Source organism: Nannocystis pusilla (genome assembly GCF_026626665.1).
GTDB lineage: Bacteria > Myxococcota_A > Polyangia > Nannocystales > Nannocystaceae > Nannocystis > Nannocystis pusilla.
In genome coordinates this window covers 7,234,138-7,253,396 of the sequence record NZ_JAPNKE010000002.1, presented here as the reverse complement: position 1 = coordinate 7,253,396, position 19,259 = coordinate 7,234,138, and the positions used below count along the sequence as shown (strand labels likewise).

The following is a 19,259-nucleotide window of genomic DNA, read 5'->3' as shown; positions in this document are numbered from 1 at the left end:
CGTCTCATGCACCTGGCCGCGGCGCTGACGCTGACCCTCGCCGGCGCGGCCTGCGACGTCGACGAGATGGAGGTGTCGAGCGACAAGTCCGGCGCCTACAAGATGGAGCCCGGCGGCCGCGGCACCAAGGTCCTGACCGCGTCGGACGGCTCGAAGGTGACGATCCAGCGCGACGGCACGGTCACCAAGCCGGACGGCAGCAAGGTCCAGATCAAGAAGGACGGCACGATCATCATGCCGGACGGCAAGCAGGTCCGCGTGTTCCCCGACGGCTCGCGCTCGACGCTGTCGGTCGAGCGCACCGAGTTCGCCGCCGACGGCTCGATGATCGTCACCGCCGACGACGGCTCCCGCACGACGATCGCCCCCGGCGGCACCGTCACCCGCGAGCTCCCGGGCGGCGCCCGCTCGTCGATGACGATCGAGAAGCCGACCCCGCCCTCGGGCGCGACCCCGGCCCCGGCGCCCACCAAGACCGCCACGCCCTGAGCGGGACTCGGCGCGGCGCAGGCCGCGAGCCCGCGGGCCTCGCCCGGTCGCGCAGGGGGCGTCCCTCCCCGGCGCGGCGGACGATTCGGGCGGCCGCCGCGGGATCGATCGCCTGGGCGAAGGGGCATGTCCTCGGTGACATGCCCGAAGAACATGAGCGATCGGGCATGCCCGATCGCTCATGTCTTTTTAGAAGAGACAGCCGGTTCAGGAGCGGCGGAACAGCTCGGGGCCGGGGTAGCGGGCCGACTCGCCGAGCTGCTCCTCGATGCGGAGCAGCTGGTTGTACTTCTCGACGCGGTCGGAGCGGGAGGCGGAGCCGGTCTTGATCTGGCCGGCCGCGGTGGCGACCGCGAGGTCGGCGATGAAGGTGTCGCCGGTCTCGCCGCTGCGGTGGGAGATGACGGCGCGGTAGCGGTTGTGCTGGGCCAGGCGGACGGCCTGGAGGGTCTCGCTGAGGCTGCCGATCTGGTTGACCTTGACGAGGATGCTGTTGGCGACCCCGGCGTCGATGCCCCGCTGCAGGCGCTCGGGGTTGGTGACGAACAGGTCGTCGCCGACGAGCTGCAGCTTGCTGCCGAGGCGCTCGGTGAGCAGGCGCCAGCCGTCCCAGTCGTCCTCGGCCATGCCGTCCTCGATCGAGACCAGCGGGTACTTGGCGGCCAGGTCGGCGTAGAGGCCGACCAGCGCGGCGCCGTCGAGCTCGCGCCCGCCCTCGCCGGCGAGCACGTAGACGCCCTTCTTCTTGTCGTAGAACTCGGAGGCCGCGACGTCGAGGGCGAGGCTGACCTGCACGCCCGGCTGGTAGCCGGCGGCCTCGATCGCCTGCACCAGCACCGCCAGCGCCTCGCCGTTGCTGGCCATGTCGGGCGCGAAGCCTCCCTCGTCGCCGACCGCCGTGACCTTCTTCTGCGCGCGCAGGATCTTCTTCAGGTTGTGGAAGATCTCCACGCCCGCCCGCAGCGCCTCCGAGAAGGTCGGGAAGCCGTGCGGCACCAACATCGTCTCCTGGAAGTCGAGGTTGTTGTCGGCGTGGGCGCCCCCGTTGATGACGTTCATCAGCGGCACCGGCAGCACGTTGGCCAGCGGACCGCCGAGGTAGCGGAACAGGGGCAGCTCGGCGTCGAAGGCGGCCGCGCGGGCGACCGCGAGCGACACGCCGAGCACCGCGTTGGCCCCGAGCTTCGACTTGTTGGCCGAGCCGTCGGCGGCGAGCAGGGCCTGGTCGACCGCGAGCTGGTCGAGGGCGTCGAGGCCGACGACGGCGTCGGCGAGCGGGCCGTTGACGTGCTCGATGGCCTTCTGCACGCCCTTGCCGAGGTAGCGCTTGCCGTCGCCGTCGCGCAGCTCGTGGGCCTCGTGCTCGCCGGTGCTGGCCCCCGAGGGGACGGCGAAGCGGCCGAGGTTGCCCTCATCGGTGATGACCTCGACCTCGACCGTGGGGTTGCCGCGCGAGTCGAGGATCTCCCGCCCGTGGACGCTGAGGATGACGCTCATGCGCGGGAAGGTAGCGCGCCCGCGTGGGCGCCGGCCAGAGCCGATCGCGGGGGCGAGCGGGCGCGCGGGCCGGGCCGAAGCGCTGAACGAATTGGCAGACGTTGCGATCGCGCGGGGAAACCGCGGCCGCGCCGGCCAGCCGCGCGGCTGCTCACTCGCGGCGGCGACGAGATCGTCCGCGGGCGGGCGGGCGAGCGGGCGGGACCGTCGCCGACCGCCTACTATGCGGCATGCGCAGGGCGCTTGTACTGTGGACGGCGGCGATCGGTTGCGGCGGAGATCCGTCTTCGAGCGCCGGGGCGAGCGAGACGACGACGGGGACCGAGACGACGACGGCGACGACGGGGCCGACGAGCTCGTCGACGACGGCGCCGACGACCACGGGGGCGCCGCTTCTCCCGGGCGAGTGCGAGAGCCCGATCGAACCTGTCCTTTTGACCAGCGCGCGGGTCGGCCTCGACGCCGAGGGGCGGATGCTCGACGAGCACGGGCGCGACGTGCTGCTGCGCGGGGTCAACACCGGCGGGCGCTCGAAGTGGGCGCCGTTCGTGCCGTTCCCGATCGACGCCGAGGCCGAGCAGGCGGCGTTCGCGGCCGAGGCGGAGCAGTTCTTTGCCCGCCTGCCTGGCTGGGGCGTCAACGTGGTGCGGCTGCTGTTCTCGTGGGAGGCGCTCGAGCCGACGCCGGGGCAGTACGACGCGCGCTACCTCGACCGCTACGCGGCCATGGTCGACGTCGCGTGGTCGCACGGGCTGCGTGTGGTCGTCGACTTCCACCAGGACATCTACACCTCGACCTTCTGCGGCGACGGCTTCCCGCCGTGGACCTTGCCGCAAGATCCGCCGCCCGAGCCGCACACCTGTCCGGACGCCGATTGGGGGCTCAAGTACGTCCTCGACGGCGACGTGCGCGCCGCGTTCGACCGCTTCTGGGCCGGCGAGGACGACCTGCACGCGAAGTTCTTCGCCATGTGGGGGCAGATGATCGCCAAGGTGGGCGACCACCCCGGCGTGGTGGGGCTCGAGATCCTCAACGAGCCGGGCTCGGGCACCGCGGGCGACGTCGCGGCGTGGAAGCACGAGACGCTGAACCCGTTCCACACCGAGGCGGTGGCGCAGCTGCGAGCGCTGGCCGGCGACGAGCTGCTCATCCTCTTCAACAACCCCGGGACCGACGCGGTCGGCTTCCAGCCGATCGAGCACGTGCGGCCCGAGGGCTCGGGGCTCGTGTACGCCGCGCACATGTACGACCCCGGGCTCGTCAAGGGCTTGCCGGCGGTGGGGCTGATGCCGGAGCCGTTCCTCGACAGCATCGCCGATTTCGCGGCGGCGGAGGGGCTGGGCGTGCTCATCGGTGAATTCGGCTACGGCCACGGGGCGACCGGCGCCGAGGAGTGGCTCGCCCGCGCCCTCGATCATATGGACGCGCGGCGATTGTCGGCCACGCTGTGGGAGTGCTCGCAGAACGAGGTCGCGTGGAACGAGGAGGACCTGTCGGTGCTCGAAGCCGACGGCAGCGAGCGGGACACTTTGGACGTGTTCGTCCGCCCGTACCTGCGCGCGGTCGCAGGCACCGACAGCGCGTTCGCCTGGGACCAAAAGACGGCCACGGCGAGCTGGACCGGCGACGGCGGGATCAGCGAGATCGCCCTGCCGACGCGGCGCTTCGACGCCGCCTCGCTCGACATCGAACTGACCACGCAGGCCGGTCCGGAGGGCGCTTGCTGGACGCTCGACCCGAGCCGCGGCGAGCTGCGCGTCCAGGCCCCGGACGGGGCCCAGGTCGAGGTGCGCGTGACGGTCGTCGATTGAGCGGTGCGGGACGGCGAACAATTGTCCGCATGACCTTCGGGACATGTCCTCGGGGGAATGTCGTGACCGCGAGCGGGGTCGGGTCGCCCCGCGCGTTCGGTTCGTTTTCGAGCCGCGGCGGCGCCGGGCTCGGCGGGACGCTCGCGGGTGTTTCCGGTAAGGTGGCAGCGACGTGACGAACGCGGTCCTGCGGGTGCGAGCGGCGTTGTCGCGGGCCGTCCGGGCCGGTGTCCGCGAGGACATGTCCCGCGAAGACGGGCGGCGGATCCGCCTGCAGAACGCGCTGGCGCTGCTCGGGATCGTGATGAGCTGCGTCGGTCACTTCGGCACCGGCAGGCCGCTCGACCCCGAATTGTTGGTCCACCTGCTCGTCACCGTCGGCGGCCTCGCGGCAGTGTTCGCGCTGCACGTCCGCGGCCGCCCGCGCGACGCGGCGCTGGCGTTCCACGGGACGCTGATGACGTCGATCCTGATGGGCTCGTGGACCATCGGGCTCGACTACGGCAACTTCTTCCTGCTGATCCTCGCGGCGGCGCTGCCGTTCTTGCTGTTCCCCACCCGCGAGCAGACGGCGGCGCTGGGCACGGCGCTGGCGGCGTCGATCTGCCTGGCGGTGCTGGTCTACGGCTGGGACCTCGACGGCGACCTGGCCCGCCGCGTGGCGCTGTACGGGCCTTATCAATACCTGCACCAGGCGATGCTGGTGGCGGTGATCCTGCTGGTCGGCTACGGCTCGCGCTCGTTCAACGCGCTGGCCGAGGACGACCTCGAGCTCGAGCGGGCCAAGTCGGAGCGGCTGCTCCGCAGCGTGTTCCCCGAGGAGATCGGGCGCCGCTTGCAGGCGGGCGAGCAGGAGATCGCGGAGCGCCACGGGGACGCGTCGGTGCTGTTCTGCCGGGTGATCGGGCTCGACCGCCCGGCCGAGGGCCAGACGTCGGAGGCCTACCTGGCGCGGCTGCATTCCGTGATCGCGGCGATCGATCGCCGTTGCGCCGAGTTCGGGGCCGAGAAGATCAAGACCACCGGGACCAACTTCGTCGCCGCGGCCGGGCTGCCGGTGTACCGCCCCGACCACGCGGAGGTGCTGGTGGCGATGGCGCTGGCGCTGCGCGACGAGTTCGCGGCGACGCCGGGGATCGCGGTGCGCATCGGGGTCAACTCGGGGCCGGTGGTGGCCGGCGTGATCGGCCAGGTGCGCCCGATCTACGACCTGTGGGGCGACACCGTCAACACGGCCCAGCGCATGGAGATGCACGGGACCGCCGGCGAGGTCCACGTCTCGCCGCTGACGTTCGCCAAGATCAACCACCGCTTCGAGTGCAGCGGCCGCGAGAGCGTGGAGATCAAGGGCAAGGGAGCGATGAAGACGTACTTCGTCCGCGGCGCGCGCAAGGCAGGGCGCTCGCCGTGACGCTCGGTCGACTGCTGCGCCTCGGGCTCGCGCCGCAGGCCGCCCCGCTGGAGCGCCAGCACGTGGTGTTCCTCCACGGGCTGTGCCTGCTGGCGATCGGCTTCACGATGATCACGGTGCTGCTGAGCGTGACCTACGGGGCGACGGCGCCGGGGGCGGTGGCCTACGCGCTGTCGGCGGGGATCGTGCCGCCGGCGCTGTCGCTGTGGCTGTCGGCGCGCGGGCACCACGCGCCGGGGGCGGTGATCTTCGCGCTGTACACGTTGCTGTCGACGGCGGGCGCGGCGTCGCTGTTCGGGCCGAGCTACGGGCTGCAGTACTGGTACATGCCGGTGATCGTGCTGACGTTCATGCTGTTCCCGAGCGCGCGGCGGCGGACCGCGCTGGCGGTGGCGGGGCTCAACGCGGCGGCGTTCCTCGGCTTCTGCTTCGCGTTCGAGGTCGTGCCGGCGATGGTGCTGGCGCCCGACGACATGCGCAGCAACTTCCAGATCAACATCTCGCTGGTGGCGGTGGCGACCGCGGTGGCGACATACTACGCGCAGCGGGTGACCGCGCGGACCCGCGACGAGCTGCGGGCGCTGCGGCAGCGCACCGACGCCCTGCTCGGGACGGTGCTGCCGGCCGACTTCGTGGCGGCGCTGCGCGAGGGCGGCGAGGGGGTCGGGCGCCGCCACGCGCCGGTCAGCGTGGTGGTGTGCGACATCGCCGGGTTCACTCGCCTGGCCGAAGAGGCAGCCGCGGAGGACATCGTCCGCGTGCTCAACGCGACCTTCGGCGCGTTCGATGCGGTGTGCGAGGAGCGCGGCGCCGACAAGGTGAAGACGGTCGGCGACGCCTACGTGGCGGCGGTCGGGCTGACGGACGGGCCGCCGTCGGCCCGCGCGGCGGTCGACCTGGCGCTGCGCATGCGCGCGGCGGTCGAGCGCGCCGAGGCCTGCCAGGCCCGGGAGATCCGCGTGCGCATCGGCATCGGCACCGGCGAGGTGATCGCCGGGGTGGTCGGCACCAACAAGCTCGCCTATGACATGTGGGGGGCGGCCATCGAGGCGGCGTTCGCGATGGAAGAGCGCGCGGCCCCCGAGCAGATCGTGGTCGACGCGGCGACCTGGGCCGAGCTGACTGCGGAGGAACGTGCGGCGGTGGTCCGCGGCGAGCCCGAGGGCTATCGCAGCCCGGCGACCGCCGCGGTGCCGGCCTGATCCCGGGACGCGGGCCGGAGCGCGAGGCGGTTCAGGCGGCGGGGCCGAGCGGGCTCGCGGTCGAAGGTCAGCCGCGTCGAAGCTGGCCTTTCGGTCAGCCGGAGGATGCACGGCTGTCCGAAAGGTCAGCCGAAGCGGAGCGGGCGGAGCAGGCCGAGGCCGCCGGTCTTCAGCTTGTAGCGCGTCTTGCCGAGGACCAGCATGACGATGCCGCCGGCGAGGGCGGCGGCGCCACCGACGAGCAGACCGATCGGCGCCCCGTACTTCGGCGGTTCGGCCGGTCCTTCGCCGAGGATCTCGTCGCGATCGGCCCGGCTCTTGGAGAGGACGAACAACCCGCCGCCCAGCGCCATGAGGGCGAGGCCGACGCTCATCGTGATGATGCCGCCGGTCCGCAGGCCCCTGCGGCCCGGCTTGACGACCGCGGTGACGTCGCCGCGCGCGTCGGTGAGGTTGAAACGGTTCGAGGTGGTGAGGCCCTCGCCGCCGAAGAAGTACGAGCTGCCGCCGCTCGTGTCGATGACCTTGTCGCACGGGGCCGCGCACACGGGGCGGTACTGGATGCCGTGGACGGTGACGTTGGCGCCGTGGGCGACCATCTCGCCGGTGATCTCGTACAGATGGACGGAGGCGGGCTTGGTGGTCTCGATATGGAGGCGCGGGCCGTAGACCGGCGCCGGCTCCTCGCGCGGGGCCGGGGCCGAGACTGCGCCGATCTCGACGCGCTGGCCGCCCTGCTCGTAGGCGGCGAGCTCCGACCACGCAAACGACTTGCGGTCGCCGGTCGCGGCCGAGACGATCGTCAACGAATCATTCGGTAAGACCTCGAGGATCGAGCCCTGGACCATGCCGCCGTTGCTCAGATAGACGCGATCGGCGGGCTGCTCCGCGGGCGTGGTCACGACCTCCACGGGCTGGGCGTGGGCGGGGATACTGGCGAAAAACAGGGTGAGGACGACGAGCGATGCGCTCGCTCGCTGCAGGCATGACAACATCGGCGGGATGATACCGGGCTCATGGAGGTTCGCAACGGTCTTGTGGTTCCTCTGTGCAAACGACCAGGTCGGACGGGAGGACGAACGGGGCCACCTCCGCGAGCTCCGAGCGCGGCGTTTCGAGGTCGCGGTGCCGCGTCCTGGAGCTCGGCCGGGTCGTCCGGCGAGCGACCTCGCCGGACGCTCGAGCTTCCTTCGCGGGCTCGTGCCAGTGCTCGCTGCCGGACGGTGAGGCCGTCGGCCTTCAGCCGCGGCTCGTGGCGCGAGCGCGGGGACGCGAGGGCTCCCTGAGGAGCGGAGCCTTCGGCGGCCGCCGAGCCGGCAGAGGGACCGTTTCAAAAAGAGCGGAACGATGCGACTGCTCGAACCGACGACCTCGCGCCGCCCCGGAGCGCCCTCGGCCGCGACATGACCTTCGGGACATGTGCCCGAGAGCGCGGCGCGCCGCGAGCGGATGTCCCTGCGGACATGCCGGTCGCGGCGCGCGGGGGCCTGGCGAGGCCTCTTGGTTCAGGCCGGCTTGATCTGGCAGGTCGAGCTGCAGAACGAGCCCTGGGTGCCGTTCTGGGCGCCCTGGTCGCACATCTCGACCTGGCCGCTGCCGTTCTTGGGGTCGTTCTGGATGATGCCGTCGCCGCAGAACGTCCGCTTGCAGGAGTTGCTGCACTCGTCGGCGTTGGACTGGTCGGCGTCGTCGCACTCCTCGGCCTGGCCGTTGCCGTTGGGGCTCTGGGTGATGCCGTCGCCGCAGGTGGTCTTGGCGCAGGTGGTGTTGCAGGTGTCGGCGTTCGACTGGTTGCCGTCGTCGCAGACCTCGTTCTGGCCGTTGCCGTTGGGGGTCTGCTTGGTGCCGTCGCCGCAGGTGGTCTTCTTGCAGGTGGCGTTGCAGGCCTTGTCGTTGGCGTTGTTGGCCCCGTTGTCGCACTGCTCGTTGTAGGGCGCGCCCGGCTGGACGATGCTGTCGCCGCAGGTCGGGGTCTTGCAGGCGTTGCTGCAGGCGTCGTCGTTGACGTTGTTGCCGTCGTCGCACTGCTCCTGGTTCTGCGGCTGCTTGTAGCCGTCGCCGCACTTGGCGGGGACGCAGAAGACGGTGCAGAGGTCGGTGTTGTCGGCGTTGCCGTCGTCGCAGGTCTCGCCGGCGTTCGGCTGGGTGATGCCGTCGCCGCACTTGGCCGCCTTGCACATGTTGGTGCACAGGTCGGTGTTGACGTTGTTGCCGTCGTCGCACTCCTCCTGGCCGACCCAGGTCTTGCCGTCGCCGCACTTGGCCGGGACGCAGGTCGACAGGCACGCCTTGCTGTCGCCGTTGTTGAGGCCGTCGTCGCAGGTCTCGTTGTTGCTCGGCTGGATGAAGCCGTCGCCGCACTTCGGGGTCAGGCAGGCGGTGGTGCAGGTGCCGGTGTTGCTGTTGAGGCCGCCGTTGTCGCACTGCTCGCCCGGCTGGATGAAGCCGTCGCCGCACTTGGCCATCTTGCACACGTTGGTGCAGGAGTCGTTGTTGTTCTGGTTGCCGTCGTCGCAGGCCTCGCCGGGGCCGACGTGGCCGTCGCCGCAGAACTGCTTGGTGCAGTCGGCCTTGCAGGTGCCGCTGTTGGAGTTGTTGACGCCGTCGTCGCACTCCTCGTGGTTCTGCCAGATCAGGCCGTCGCCGCACTTGGCCGCGGTGCAGACGAGGGTGCAGGCGCCGGCGTTGTTGTTGCCCGGGCCGAGGTCGCACTGCTCGTCGAGGCTCGGCTGGACGATCGCGTCGCCGCACTTCGGCAGGGCGCAGGCGTCGGTGCAGCCGTCGTCCTGGTCGCCGTTCTTGCCGTCGTCGCACTGCTCGCCCGGGTCGACGACCTCGTTGCCGCACTCCTCGAGCTTGCACAGCGAGGTGCAGCCGTCACCGCCCTGGTTGTTGCCGTCGTCGCACTGCTCGGTCGGGCTCTTGTCGCCGTCGCCGCAGGTGTTCTGCTTGCACTGGGCGTTGCACTGCTGGCCCGGGCCGTTGCCCGCGCCGAGGTCACACTCCTCGTCGCCGCTGCCGGTGTTGTGAAGGAGGCCGTCGCCGCACGTCGCGGGCTTGCAGGCGAGGGTGCAGTCGCCGGTGTTCGAGTTGTTGGCGCCCTGGTCGCACTGCTCGCCGTTGCTGTTCTGGACGAAGTTGTCGCCGCACTTGGCCGCGGTGCAGTTGTTGGTGCACTCGTCGTCGTTGCTCTGGTTGCCGTCGTCGCACTGCTCCTGGGCGGAGATGATGCCGTCGCCGCAGCTGGCCAGGGCGCACACGTTGGTGCAGGTGTCGGCGTCGTTCTGGTTGCCGTCGTCGCAGCCCTCGCCGGGGCCGACCTTGCCGTCGCCGCAGAAGGCCTTCGTGCAGTCGGGCTTGCACGAGTTCATGTCGCCGTTCTCGGCCCCGTTGTCGCACTCCTCGCCGGGGCCGATGTACGTGTCCCCGCAGAAGTTGAGCATGCAGCCGAGCTTGCACTCGTTGCCGCCGCCGTTGTTCGGGCCGCTGTCACATTCCTCGCCAGGGTCGAGGATGCCGTCGCCGCAGCCGCCGCCGCCGATGCCGGTGGTCGTGTCGTCAGGCATCGTGTCGCTCGAGTTCGAGTCGGAGATGCCCATGCCGCTGGTGGTCGGCACGCCCGAGTTCGAATCGGAGATGCCCGCGGTGCCGTCGGTCGCCTCGCTGGCCGACATGCTCGCGCTGCCGACGGTCGGCTCCGTCATGCTCCCGGACGTCACGTCGGTGCCGGTGCCGGAGTTCGACGCGCTGTTGCTGTTGGAATTGGAGCTGTTGCTGTTGTCGCCGCAGGCCACGAGACCGACGGCGGACAGACAGAGGGGAGCGACGAGCTTCAACAAGAAAGCACGAGAGCGGGACATGCGAGCCTCGATTGGACGAGTGATGAAGAAACCAGGTGGTTCGTTACGGCCCGGGACAAAAGACCCACGGGCAGCAGTGGTAGCGACGCGGTGGATCCGTCTGGATCGTCGGAATACGAAACCGTACCCGAGAACGGGCACGGCGTCGTCACGGAGCAAAATCGCACGCGCACGTCCGGCGCGAGGCCGTCACGCGCGCGAGGTTTTTAATAGCGCGAAGGCGGCGGCGGAGCAGGCGGCGGCGGCGTGTACGGTGCGTAAGGCTGGCCCTTGGGGTCGGGGCCCGAGGGCAGGCGCGGAACGACGACTTGCAGCTCCGACAGCGGCCGGTCGACGCGGCCCAGATCGACGTACGCGCGGTCCTTCATGATGACGAACGGGTGTTCCATGAAGGCGAGACCGCCCTTGCCGTCGTGCTGCACGGCCTGCAGCTTGCCCATGCCGTAGCCCATCGGCCCGCGGCTGTAATAATGCGCCTGGAGCACGTACGGGAAGGCGGCGGCGTTGCCGGGGATCGTGAAGCATTCAGGGCCGTAACCCGTGGTCACGTCGGCGTACAGGCGGCCACCCGTCGGCAGCTGCTTCTGGCTGAAGAAGGCGTGGCCGCCCTTGCCGTCGTAGATGTGGAAGTCGACGTCGTTGGCGTCGGTCTCCCAACTGAGAACGAAGCGCAGCGAGGGGCTGCGGTCGGGGGTGACCCCGGCAGCGGCGATCGCCGACTGCGCGGCGGCGTCACCCGGGCGGGCGGCGAGCCAGGCGGCCGCGATCAGGGCGAGGTCCTCCTCGAGGATCTGCTGCACGCCGGCGAAGCGGCCGCTGGGGTAGCTGCGACGGGCGCCGGCGAGCGCGGCCGCGAAGGCCTCGGCGTGCCGCCCGGCCTTGAGCAGCGCAAAGGCGTAGAGCCGGTGACTGGCAGGATGGTCGGGCCGCTGTGACACGGCCTGCGCATAGGTGTCGATCGCAAGTTGCAGACCGACGTCGCCGAGCGACTCCAACCGCTCGCCGGCCATGCGTCGGATGTCCGTCCGCCCGGGGAACAGGTCGATGAGCGAGCCGTAGGCGCGAGCCGCGAGGGCGCGGTCGCCGACCGCCTCTGCCGCCTCGCCAAGGCCGAGCAGCGCGAGCTCGTCACCAGGGTTGCTGTCGCGCCAGGCCCAGGCCTTGGCCAGACCGTCGGCGGCGCGGCCGGCGCGAACGTCGACCATGACATCGGCGAAACGTCCCTCCCACGCGTCGGCCGGCTTGGGCTGCTCGAAGGTGGGCTGCGGCGTCGGGTTCCAGGGCGGCGCCTCGTGGAAGTGGTCCGGGTGCGGGGGACGGCGCGCGGCGGCGCGGGTCGTCGCCGGGCGGCGGGCGTCGTCAGCGACCTCGCGCATCACCGGGTCGGGCGAGTCCTCGCTGGCGACGACGCGGGCGGGCGCGGCGGGCTCGGCCATGGGCGGCGGCTCGGGGGGCGGCGGCGGTGCCGCGTGTGAGGGACCATCGTTCGCCGCTTCGTCACGAGGCGCGGCGGCGAAGGGATCGTCGCCGTCGCGCTCGGGCGCTCCGCCCGGCGCGGGGCTGCCGCCGATCGCCTGCTCGACTTGCGCCATCTCCGGGTCGCTGCCGCCGCGATCGCCCTTGGCCTGCGCTTCGGCCGGCTTGGGCAGCGGCATCGCGTCGCGCTTGGACTCGAAGGCCGGCTCGGCGTTGGCGGCGGTGGCGACGGTCGCGGACTCCTTCTTGGCCTTGCTCTTCTCGCCGCCGAAGAACCACCCGAGCGGGCCGTCTTCCTCGGCCTCGCCGTCGCCGCGGTTGCGCGCGACGGGCTCCTCGGGGGCGATCGGCTGGGCGACGACGGGCTTGTCGGGGAGGCGCGTGCGGTCGACGACGGCGACGCCGTCGGGCCCGACGGTGAGGATCTCCGCCAGCGCGGTGCGATCGATGCCGAAGCGCTGGTAGTCCCAGTCGGTCTCGAGCACGAGCAAGGCGGTGTAGTCGGACAGCACGCGGTAGCGGGTCGAGAGGCCGATGATCTGCTGCTTGAGGTCGGCCTTGGCCTTGGCGTCGCCGGCGGCCTCGTGGCCCATCATCGCGGTGAGGCGGTCGATGCTGGCCCGGATCCACGCGCGCTCGAGCAGCGGGCGCTCGCCGGTGCCGAGGCTGACCTCGCGGACATCCTCGCCGCGCTCGCCGAGCTCGACGCGCATCGGCTTGTCGACGGGGAGGTCGGCGAACACGAGGAACTGATCGCCGGGCTGCACCGCGGCGAGCGTCTGCGGCCACACCCACGTGGCCCCGGGGACATGGACTTTGACGCCGGCCTGGGTGGCCCGCACGAGCCGCGAGGCGACCAGCGGGGCGGGCAGGCGGGCGTCGACGAGGATGCCGGCGTTCTGCAGGCCGGCGGTGGTGAGCTGACGCAGCGCGGCCTCGTCGCGCAGGCCGCCGTCGACGACGGCGTCGAGGCGATGCACGCCGGCGCGGCCGAGCTCCTGCACGGCGGCGCGCAGGCCGTCGCGCTCGAGGGCGCCGGCGGTGGCGACGCCGTCGCCGACGAGGATGAGGCGGTCGTGGACCTTCGATTGATTCGCGGCCCAGCGCAGGGCGCCGGCGAGGTCGGAGGCGCCGAGGGCCCCGCGCTTCAAGATCGCGTTCTGGGCGTCGGCGCTGAAGCTGCTGGCGGTGCCGGAGAAGACCTGCTCGACGCCCTGGTCGAAGCAGGCGACGGTGAGCGGGAAGTCGACGCCGGCGGCGCCGCGCAGCTCGGCGACGAGCTGGCCGAGGCGCGCGACCTGACCCTTGAAGTCGAGGGCCCGCGAGGCGCTGGTGTCGAACAGCAAGGTGACGCCGGTGACGGGGACCTGCGGCAGCTTGACGTCGGGGGTGATGCGGGCGACCGCGAGGCGGTCGTAGCGGAGGCCGACCTCGGGGGCGCGCCGGCTGGTGGCGAGCTCGAGGTCCTGCTGCGGCATGAAGTTGGTCTCGTGGATGCGGGTCTTCTCGTGCACGCCGCCGCCCTTGGGCACGACGACCTCGACGTCGAGGTCCTGCAGCTGCGGCAGGCCGCGCAGGTAGACGCGGTAGGGCTCGCTGCTCGAGGTCAGCTCCTCGGAGTAGGAGACGATGATCTCCTTGACGCCGCGCGCGGGGATCGGGAACACGCGCGCGCTGAAGCGGTTGCCGGCGCTCTTCTCGAGCAGGGCCGGATCCTGGCGGCGGTGGAGGAAGTCCTCGTAGGCCTGACGCGCGGCCTGCAGCTCGACGACCTCGGCCTCCTGCCAGCGACCGTCGATCAACATGGCGAACCGCGAGATCGCCGAGTTCGGCGGGAGGTTGATCTCGAAGCGGCCCTCGATCACGCGATCGTTGGGGTTCTGGAAGGCGAGGTGGAGCTCGGTGAAGGCGAGCGGGTCCTCGACGACGGCGCGGCTCTTGACGCTGAGGAGCTTGAGGCCGGTGCCGTCCTGCGTGGTGAGCGAGAAGGGGGCGACGCCGGCGCTCGGCTGGGGATCGGGGGCGCGCCACTCGAGCTTGCACTCGCCTTCCGACTGCGACTGTGTCTGTGAGGTGGAGTCCGAAGGGCCCGGGCGGCCGGTGCAGGCGACGAGGCCGGCGAGGCCGAGGCAGACGACGAGCGGGATGTGACGGCGCATGATCTCTCCGGTGATGGCGAGGGTATCGTTCGTCGGCCTGCAACGCGATCGTCGGCGCGGCGGGTCTTCCCGCGCACACGCCCGAGACCGGCGTGTACGAGGGTGATGAATGCCGTTCTCGCGCGGACTCGACGGCGCGCGCCGGACCGTCGCCGCGGCTTACAGGGCCCTTCGGGCAGATCGCTCACGCCGGCCTGCGAGCGGGCGCACGCGCGCGGATGCTTGCCACGGGCGGATCCGGCGCTCACCCTTCGCGCCCATGTCCCGCCCGCTTCTTCCCGAGTCCTCGCTCGCGCCGCACGTGCGCGAGCAGATCCAGAGCTTCCACCGCAACGTCGTCGACGCGGTTACCGCGGCGATCGCCCGCGACCCGGTGGTGGTCGTCGGCATGGCCCAGAACCCGTTCGTGAAGAAGGCCCGCCGGGCGCTCGAGGCCGCAGGCGTGCCGTTCACGTACCTCGAGTACGGCAGCTACTTGAGCCAGTGGAAGGAGCGCCTGGCGATCAAGCTGTGGTCGGGCTTCTCGACGTTCCCGCAGGTGTTCGTGCGCGGCACGCTGATCGGCGGCTTCACGGACGTCGAGCGCATGCTCGCCGACGGCAGCTTGCAGCGGCTGCGAGACACCCACTGACAAGCATTTCGTCGGTCGTAACCGCGCCCCTCGGCGCGGCTGCACACGCAGATCACGGGGCCGTCGGCCCCCGTAGCGTCGCTACCAGTCCATCGGGGATCGCCCACGGTTGACATCGCCGGCTGCTGCCGGGACATTGCGTCCGTATGGCTCAGCGACGACGAGCGCTTTGGTGGCGGTCCATGGCGGCCTGGCCCGTGGGACTTTGCCTGTCGACCGGGTGTTACTCCGGCATGTCGGGGCAGCAGACCGACGGTGATCCCACCGAGGGATCCGGCGGCCCAGGCGGCGCGACCGAGGGCAGCGGCAACAGCGACACGGCTGCGACGACGAACAACCAGCCGACCGACGGCGGCCCCGATTCCGACACCGACACCGGTGGCACGGAGCTGCCGGAGCTGCCGGAGTCGTCGCGGGTGCCGCGGCTGTCGCATCGCCAGTGGGAGAACTCGATCCGCGACCTGCTGCTGCTCGACCAGACCACCGGCAAGTCGTCGCTGTTCATCGGCGACCCGATCAGCGGCGGCTACGACAACAACAGCGAGAAGCTGGTGGTGTCGGCGACGCTGTGGACCGACTACCAGCGCGCGGCCGAGGAGATCGCCGAGCAGGTGATCGGCGACGCCGAGCTGGTGGCGCTGCTGGTCCCGAGCGAGGGCGACAGCGACGCGCGCGGGCGCGGCTTCATCGAGTCGTTCGGCCCGCGGGCGTATCGCCGCCCGCTGACCCCGGAGGAGATCGATCGCCACATGCAGGTGTTCGCCGAGGGCGTGGCGCTCGGCGGCGGCGACCCGGTGCTCGAGGGCGTGCGCGTGGTGATGCAGACGTTCCTGCAGTCGCCGTACTTCCTGTACCGCGTCGAGGTCAGCGACGTCGCCGACCCCGACGGCAACATCCCGCTGAACAGCTACGAGGTGGCGTCGAAGCTGTCGTACATGCTGTGGGACACGATGCCCGACGAGGAGCTGTTCGACGCCGCGAAGAACGGCTCGCTCGACTCGGTCGCCGGCATCGAGGCCCAGGCCGCGCGCATGCTCGACGACCAGCGCGCGCACGACATGGTGGCGTCGTTCCACTTCCAGACGCTCAAGGTCGACAGCTACTCGAAGATCAACAAGAGCGCCGACAAGTTCCCCGAGTTCGCCGAGTCGATGCGCGACATGATGGTCCAGGAGACCATGATGTTCGTCGACGACGTGGTGTTCACGCACGAGACCGGCGACCTGGCGACGCTGCTGGCGGCGCCGTACAGCTTCGTCAACGCGACGACGGCGGCGCTCTACGGGGCGCAGGGGCAGTTCACCGACCAGCTCGTCAAGGCCGACCTCGACCCGAGCCAGCGCGCCGGCGTGCTGACGCAGCTCGGGTTTTTGGCCGCCAACGCGAGCTCGACCCAGAACGACCCGATCCACCGCGGCGTGTTCCTCAACCTGCAGATCCTGTGCACCGGCCTGCCGCCGCCGCCCAACAACGTGCCGCCGCCGCCGCCGGCGATGGAGGGCGAGTCGCTGCGCGAGCTCATCGACCGCCACACCGGCGTCGGCACCTGCGGCGAGGCGTGCCACGGCTACCTCATCAACCCGCTCGGGTTCGCGATGGAGCAGTACGACCCGCTCGGCCGCTGGCAGACGATGGACGCCGGCAAGCCGGTCGACGCGACGGGCTCGTTCAACTTCGTGCAGGGCAAGCAGAGCTTCAACGGCGGCGTCGAGCTGGCGAAGCTCATCGCCAGCAGCGACGAGGCCCACCGCTGCTACGTGTCGCACCTGCTCGAGTACGGCTACGGCCGCGTGCCGAAGCTGCAGGACAACGCCGAGATCAAGCGCCTCGCCGAGGGCTCGCGCGACGGCATGTACTCGATCAAGGAGCTCATCGTCGAGCTGACGACGAGCGACGCGTTCCGCTTCCGCGCCCCGGTGAAGGAGTAAGCCATGCGACTTCCCAGCAACCTGTCCCGACGCGCCTTCATCACCGGCATCGGCGGCGCCACCGTCGCGTTGCCGTTCCTCCCGAGCCTGTTCCCCCGCGACGTCAAGGCGGCCACCGAGCGCCCGCGCTACTGCGTGTACGTGCGCCAGGCCAACGGCTGCGCCCAGGCCGACAACGGCGAGCCGGAGCGCTTCTGGCCGAACGAGCTCGGCGCGGTCACCACCGAGAGCCTGTCGACCGTCGACGCCGAGCGGGCCGTCAACGAGCTCGCCGACTACGCCGACAAGCTGCTGCTGGTCCGCGGCACCCGCTTCGGCTTCCCCGGCAACGGCTGCGGCCACTCCGGCGGCGGCAACCAGTGCCTCACCGCCGCCAAGGTGTCCGACGACCCGAAGGGCAACCTGTCGCTGGCGATGGGCGAGTCGGTCGACAACCGCATCGCCCGCGAGCTCAACCCGGCGTCGAACCCCGACCCGCTGACGCTCTACGCCGGCCGCATGGCGGGCTACATCAACGAGGTGCTCAGCTACCGCGGGGCCAAGGACCTGCGCGCCGCCGACCGCAACCCGTGGAGCGTGTACACCAAGATCGTCGGCATCACCGCGCTGCCGCAAGAAGTGGCGATGAAGATCAAGGCCCGCCGCACCAGCGTCAACGACCTGGTCCGCGAGCAGATGCAGGCGCTCATGTCCAAGCAAGACATGAGCAAGCAGGACCGCGACCGCCTGCAGATCCACTTCGACGCGATCCGCGACCTCGAGATCGAGCTGCTGTGCGAGCTGCCCAGCGACGCCGACATCATGGAGATGGAGGCGCAGCAGGACTACGACGGCGCCGACGAGCTGATCCAGACGATCACGCGCATGCAGATGAACCTGATCGCGTTCGCGTTCTCGTGCGACTACACGCGCGCGGCGACGCTGCAGATCGGCGACGGCAACGACGGCACGCAGTACTGGATCGACGGCGTCCAGCTGCCCCGCTTCCACCAGATCTCCCACCGCATCTACGCCGACGGCTCGGAGGGCGACCCGATCCCCGACGCGCAGTCGAAGCACCACGTGATCGACCGCGAGCACGCCAAGCTGTTCAAGCACCTGCTCGACCGCCTGTCGGCGCTGCAGACCGACGTCGGCACGCTGCTCGACGACACCGTGGCGATCTGGTGTAACGACCTCGGCGCCGGCGTCAGCCACACCTACAACAACATCCCGTGGGTGTGCGCCGGCAGCTGCGGCGGCTACCTCAAGACCGGCCAGTACATCGACGCCGGCGGCGTGACCCACAACCAGTTCCACAACACGATCCTCAGCGCCGTCACCGGCGAGCTGGTCGAAGACTTCGGCGACCCCGAGCTCGAGCCCGGCGTCATCGACGCGATGATCGCGTGAGCGGAGCGGCCGGCGAGGCCCCGAACGTGACCCGCGAGGTTCGCCTCGCGGGTCTCGCTGTTTCGTGTGCATCAGGACATGTCCGTCAGGACATGTCGGAAAGCCCGTGTTCGCGTCGGTTCCGACCCTGCCCGCGGTCGGACGCGCGAAAGCGCGCGCTCACGCTTCGCGGCGCGGGAGGCCGAGGCGGCGGTGCTCGGCGAGGGTGCAGCGATCTTCGACGACGACGATCCCGGCGTCGCGCAGGGTCCGCGCGAATTCGCCGTGGCGGATGCCGAGCTGCAGCCACACGACCTTGGGCTTGACGGCGAGGATCTCCGGGACATGGCCCAAGAGGAATTCGGGGCGGCGGAACACGTCGAGCAGGTCGAGCTCGCCGGGGGCGAGCCCGAGGTCGGTCAGCGCGCCGACGCAGGTCGCGTCCCACATGCGACGGCCGGCGAACACGGGATTGACGGCGCGGACGATGTACCCCGCGTCGTGCAGGTAGTCGGGGACGTAGCACGCGGGTTTGTTGGGGTCGGTGTGCGCGCCGAGGACGGCGATCGTGCGCGTGCGCGCGAGGATCTCGCGCAGCTCGGGGTCGGGGGGCGAAGACACGCGACCAGGGTGCCATGGTCGGGCCGTGTGGGCGAGGTCCGGTGCGCCCCTCCGGCGGGTCGCCCTGTCCGGGTCGCATGGGCTCGCTGTACCCTTGGGTCCCCCTCATGACTCGCTCCACGCCTCGGCCGCTGCCATGGGTCCTCGCGCTGACGATGCTGCTGTTCGCCTCCGCGGCGGCGGCGGCCCCCACGCGCCCCGGCCGAGCCGGCCGCGCAGGCGCCCGCCGACGTCCCCGAGGCGCTGCGGCCGTGGGTCCCGTGGGTGCTGCAGCCCCTGTCCGATCGGGCATGTCCGTACGTACATGCGAGTGCCAGCGAGCGCCGCTGCGCCTGGCCGTCGCAGCTCGAGCTCGAGCTGACCGACGAGCGCGGGTCGTTCGCCCAGCGCTGGCAGCTGTACGCCAAGGGGGTGGTGCCGCTGCCCGGCGATCCGCGCCGCTGGCCGCAAGACGTCGAGGTCGACGGCCAGGCGGCGGTGGTGGTGAACCAGGGCGGCCGGCCGGCGGTCGAGCTCGGCCCCGGCGCGCACCGGATCACCGGCGCGTTCCTGTGGGACAGTATGCCGGAGAAGCTCAGCGTGCCGGCCGAGACGGGGCTTTTGGCGCTCAAGCTGCGCGGCAAGCCGGAGTCGTTCCCGCGCCGCGACAACGACGGGACGCTGTGGCTGCAGAAGAAGGTGGAGGCGGCGAGCGAGCAGAACCTGCTCGACGTGGTGGTGCACCGCAAGCTGACGGACGCGATCCCGCTGCGGATGACGACGGAGATCTCGCTGCACGTGGCCGGCAAGAGCCGCGAGGAGCT

The 19,259-nt window shown here is 71.1% G+C and carries 12 protein-coding genes; 7 read left to right on the top strand and 5 right to left on the bottom strand.

The window, feature by feature from the left end:
• Positions 1–6 precede the first annotated feature (6 nt).
• Positions 7–489 carry a hypothetical protein gene (locus OV079_RS31935; RefSeq protein ID WP_267772912.1) on the top strand — a complete coding sequence of 161 codons (483 nt, stop codon included), beginning with the start codon at positions 7–9 and terminating at the stop codon, positions 487–489.
• A gap of 207 nt (positions 490–696) precedes the next feature.
• Here OV079_RS31935 and eno read toward each other — a convergent pair whose 3' ends face one another.
• The gene (gene eno / locus OV079_RS31930) at positions 697–1,986 is read right to left on the bottom strand and encodes a phosphopyruvate hydratase (RefSeq protein WP_267772911.1); all 1,290 of its coding nucleotides are present in this window, start codon (positions 1,984–1,986) and stop codon (positions 697–699) included.
• A 230-nt stretch (positions 1,987–2,216) separates the two neighbouring features.
• Here eno and OV079_RS31925 point away from each other — a divergent pair, with 230 nt between their 5' ends.
• The 3 genes from OV079_RS31925 (at position 2,217) to OV079_RS56370 (ending at position 6,410) form a co-directional block, all read left to right on the top strand.
• Complete coding sequence (locus OV079_RS31925; RefSeq protein ID WP_267772909.1) at positions 2,217–3,797, top strand: cellulase family glycosylhydrolase; 1,581 nt, start codon at positions 2,217–2,219, stop codon at positions 3,795–3,797.
• 172 nt (positions 3,798–3,969) lie between these two features.
• Positions 3,970–5,208 carry an adenylate/guanylate cyclase domain-containing protein gene (locus OV079_RS56375; RefSeq protein ID WP_267772907.1) on the top strand — a complete coding sequence of 413 codons (1,239 nt, stop codon included), beginning with the start codon at positions 3,970–3,972 and terminating at the stop codon, positions 5,206–5,208.
• Positions 5,205–6,410 carry an adenylate/guanylate cyclase domain-containing protein gene (locus tag OV079_RS56370; protein ID WP_267772905.1) on the top strand — a complete coding sequence of 402 codons (1,206 nt, stop codon included), beginning with the start codon at positions 5,205–5,207 and terminating at the stop codon, positions 6,408–6,410. The genes OV079_RS56375 and OV079_RS56370 overlap by 4 nt, the downstream gene beginning before the upstream one ends.
• A gap of 125 nt (positions 6,411–6,535) precedes the next feature.
• Here the strand turns inward: OV079_RS56370 and OV079_RS31910 are convergent, their stop codons facing one another.
• The 3 genes from OV079_RS31910 to OV079_RS31900 form a co-directional block, all read right to left on the bottom strand.
• A complete protein-coding gene (locus OV079_RS31910; RefSeq protein WP_267772903.1) occupies positions 6,536–7,405 on the bottom strand; it encodes a hypothetical protein in 870 nt (289 codons plus the stop codon).
• A 510-nt stretch (positions 7,406–7,915) separates the two neighbouring features.
• A complete protein-coding gene (locus tag OV079_RS31905; protein WP_267772902.1) occupies positions 7,916–10,270 on the bottom strand; it encodes a DUF4215 domain-containing protein in 2,355 nt (784 codons plus the stop codon).
• A 206-nt stretch (positions 10,271–10,476) separates the two neighbouring features.
• Positions 10,477–13,905 (bottom strand): VIT domain-containing protein, encoded by a 3,429-nt coding sequence (locus OV079_RS31900; RefSeq protein WP_267772901.1) that lies wholly within the window; start codon positions 13,903–13,905, stop codon positions 10,477–10,479.
• Between the two features lie 259 nt (positions 13,906–14,164).
• Here OV079_RS31900 and OV079_RS31895 point away from each other — a divergent pair, with 259 nt between their 5' ends.
• The 3 genes from OV079_RS31895 to OV079_RS31885 all read left to right on the top strand — a co-directional run bounded on the left by OV079_RS31895 (position 14,165) and on the right by OV079_RS31885 (position 17,856).
• Positions 14,165–14,536 (top strand): glutaredoxin, encoded by a 372-nt coding sequence (locus OV079_RS31895; RefSeq protein WP_267772900.1) that lies wholly within the window; start codon positions 14,165–14,167, stop codon positions 14,534–14,536.
• Positions 14,537–14,769: 233 nt separating this feature from the next.
• Positions 14,770–16,464 carry a DUF1592 domain-containing protein gene (locus OV079_RS31890; protein ID WP_267772897.1) on the top strand — a complete coding sequence of 565 codons (1,695 nt, stop codon included), beginning with the start codon at positions 14,770–14,772 and terminating at the stop codon, positions 16,462–16,464.
• 3 nt (positions 16,465–16,467) lie between these two features.
• Positions 16,468–17,856 carry a DUF1552 domain-containing protein gene (locus OV079_RS31885; protein WP_267772895.1) on the top strand — a complete coding sequence of 463 codons (1,389 nt, stop codon included), beginning with the start codon at positions 16,468–16,470 and terminating at the stop codon, positions 17,854–17,856.
• 159 nt (positions 17,857–18,015) lie between these two features.
• Here OV079_RS31885 and OV079_RS31880 read toward each other — a convergent pair whose 3' ends face one another.
• Positions 18,016–18,456 (bottom strand): CoA-binding protein, encoded by a 441-nt coding sequence (locus OV079_RS31880; RefSeq protein ID WP_267772894.1) that lies wholly within the window; start codon positions 18,454–18,456, stop codon positions 18,016–18,018.
• Positions 18,457–19,259: the final 803 nt, after the last annotated feature.

Coding starts and splice junctions, on each gene's coding strand:
- OV079_RS31935 (WP_267772912.1), top strand. CDS start 7: ATGCACCTGGCCGCGGCGCTGACGCTGACCCTCGCCGGCGCGGCCTGC.
- eno (WP_267772911.1), bottom strand. CDS start 1,986: ATGAGCGTCATCCTCAGCGTCCACGGGCGGGAGATCCTCGACTCGCGC.
- OV079_RS31925 (WP_267772909.1), top strand. CDS start 2,217: ATGCGCAGGGCGCTTGTACTGTGGACGGCGGCGATCGGTTGCGGCGGA.
- OV079_RS31910 (WP_267772903.1), bottom strand. CDS start 7,405: ATGTTGTCATGCCTGCAGCGAGCGAGCGCATCGCTCGTCGTCCTCACC.
- OV079_RS31905 (WP_267772902.1), bottom strand. CDS start 10,270: ATGTCCCGCTCTCGTGCTTTCTTGTTGAAGCTCGTCGCTCCCCTCTGT.
- OV079_RS31900 (WP_267772901.1), bottom strand. CDS start 13,905: ATGCGCCGTCACATCCCGCTCGTCGTCTGCCTCGGCCTCGCCGGCCTC.
- OV079_RS31895 (WP_267772900.1), top strand. CDS start 14,165: ATGTCCCGCCCGCTTCTTCCCGAGTCCTCGCTCGCGCCGCACGTGCGC.
- OV079_RS31890 (WP_267772897.1), top strand. CDS start 14,770: ATGTCGGGGCAGCAGACCGACGGTGATCCCACCGAGGGATCCGGCGGC.
- OV079_RS31885 (WP_267772895.1), top strand. CDS start 16,468: ATGCGACTTCCCAGCAACCTGTCCCGACGCGCCTTCATCACCGGCATC.